A 1,385-nucleotide genomic window follows, 5' to 3' on the forward strand; every position below is an offset into this window, starting at 1 on the left:
GGACTGTCGCACCATCTCCGCTACGCACTGGCCAGAGCGATCGCGATACCCTGTCCGACACCGATGCACATCGTGGCCAAGGCCAGTCGTGCTTTTCGGGACCGCAACTCAAGCGCGGCAGTGCCGGTGATGCGAATGCCCGACATCCCAAGCGGGTGCCCGAGCGCGATCGCTCCGCCGTTCGGGTTCACATGCTCCGCGTCCTCGGGTATCCCGAGTTCGCGGAGCACGGCGATGCTTTGGGAGGCAAATGCTTCATTCAGCTCGATGATATCGAAGTCCGAAGGCGCGATGCCGAGGCGCGCGCAAAGCTTGCGTGTCGCCGGAGCCGGGCCGATCCCCATGATCCGTGGGGCAACCCCGGCCGTCGCGACGCCCAGAATCCGGGCGATCGGTGTGAGCCCGAATGCCTTGACGGAGGCTTCGGACGCGATGATCAGCGCTGCCGCTCCGTCGTTCACGCCAGAAGCGTTGCCCGCTGTGACGGTGCCACCTTCCTTTTTGAACGGCGCTGGCAGCTTGGCGAGCGACTCGGTTGTCGTTCCGGTGCGTGGATGTTCGTCGCGATCGACCACGATAGCATCGCCTTTGCGCTGGGGTACGGTCACCGGAGTGATCTCCAGCGCCAGCCGGCCATTTTCCTGAGCGGCGGCGGTCCTGGCCTGGCTGCGTGCGGCGAAGCTATCCTGATCGGCGCGGCTGACCTTGAAGGCTTCCGCAATGTTTCGCCCGTCTCCGGCATCGAATCGACGCCATACTGCTTCTTCATCAATGGATTGACGAAGCGCCAACCGATCGTGGTGTCGTAAATCTCGGCGTTGCGCGAGAACGCCTCGCCCGCCTTCGGAAGCACGAACGGCGCGCGGCTCATGGATTCGACGCCACCGGCGATGATCAGGTCGGCTTCGCCGGCCTTGATGGACCGTGCAGCGATGCCCACGGCGTCCATTCCAGAACCGCACAGGCGGTTGACGGTGCTGCCGGGGACTTCGATCGGCAGTCCCGCCAACAGCGATGACATGCGCGCGACATTGCGATTGTCCTCGCCTGCCTGGTTGGCGCAGCCAAAGATGACCTCATCCACCGCGGACCAGTCCAGGCCTGGATTGCGTTGCTGCAGCGCTCGCAGCGGCACCGCGCCGAGATCGTCGGTCCGGACCGAGGACAGCGAACCGCCAAACCTGCCGATCGGGGTGCGGATGTAGTCACAGATGAAGGCCTCGGTCATTCAGAGCTCCGGTGCAGTCAAGGATTTGATTTCGCCATCGACCTTAAGCTCTGCGCCGGTCAGCGCCTTCAATTCATCGAAGCTCATCGCAAGCAGCTTCTCGCGCAGCACGAAACGACAATCGATGATGTCTATGTCCGCAAGGCTCGTGTAGACC

At 63.4% G+C, this 1,385-nt stretch carries 2 pseudogenes; both read right to left on the minus strand.

Annotated features, from left to right (window positions below):
• Positions 1-20: 20 nt before the first annotated feature.
• Positions 21-1,228, minus strand: a pseudogene (gene pcaF, locus FJ980_RS31720) (3-oxoadipyl-CoA thiolase).
• Positions 1,229-1,385: pseudogene (locus FJ980_RS35655) on the minus strand (3-oxoacid CoA-transferase); the annotation flags it as partial.

It is taken from the genome of Mesorhizobium sp. B1-1-5, assembly GCF_006443065.1.
In the GTDB taxonomy this organism is placed as follows: Bacteria; Pseudomonadota; Alphaproteobacteria; order Rhizobiales; family Rhizobiaceae; genus Mesorhizobium.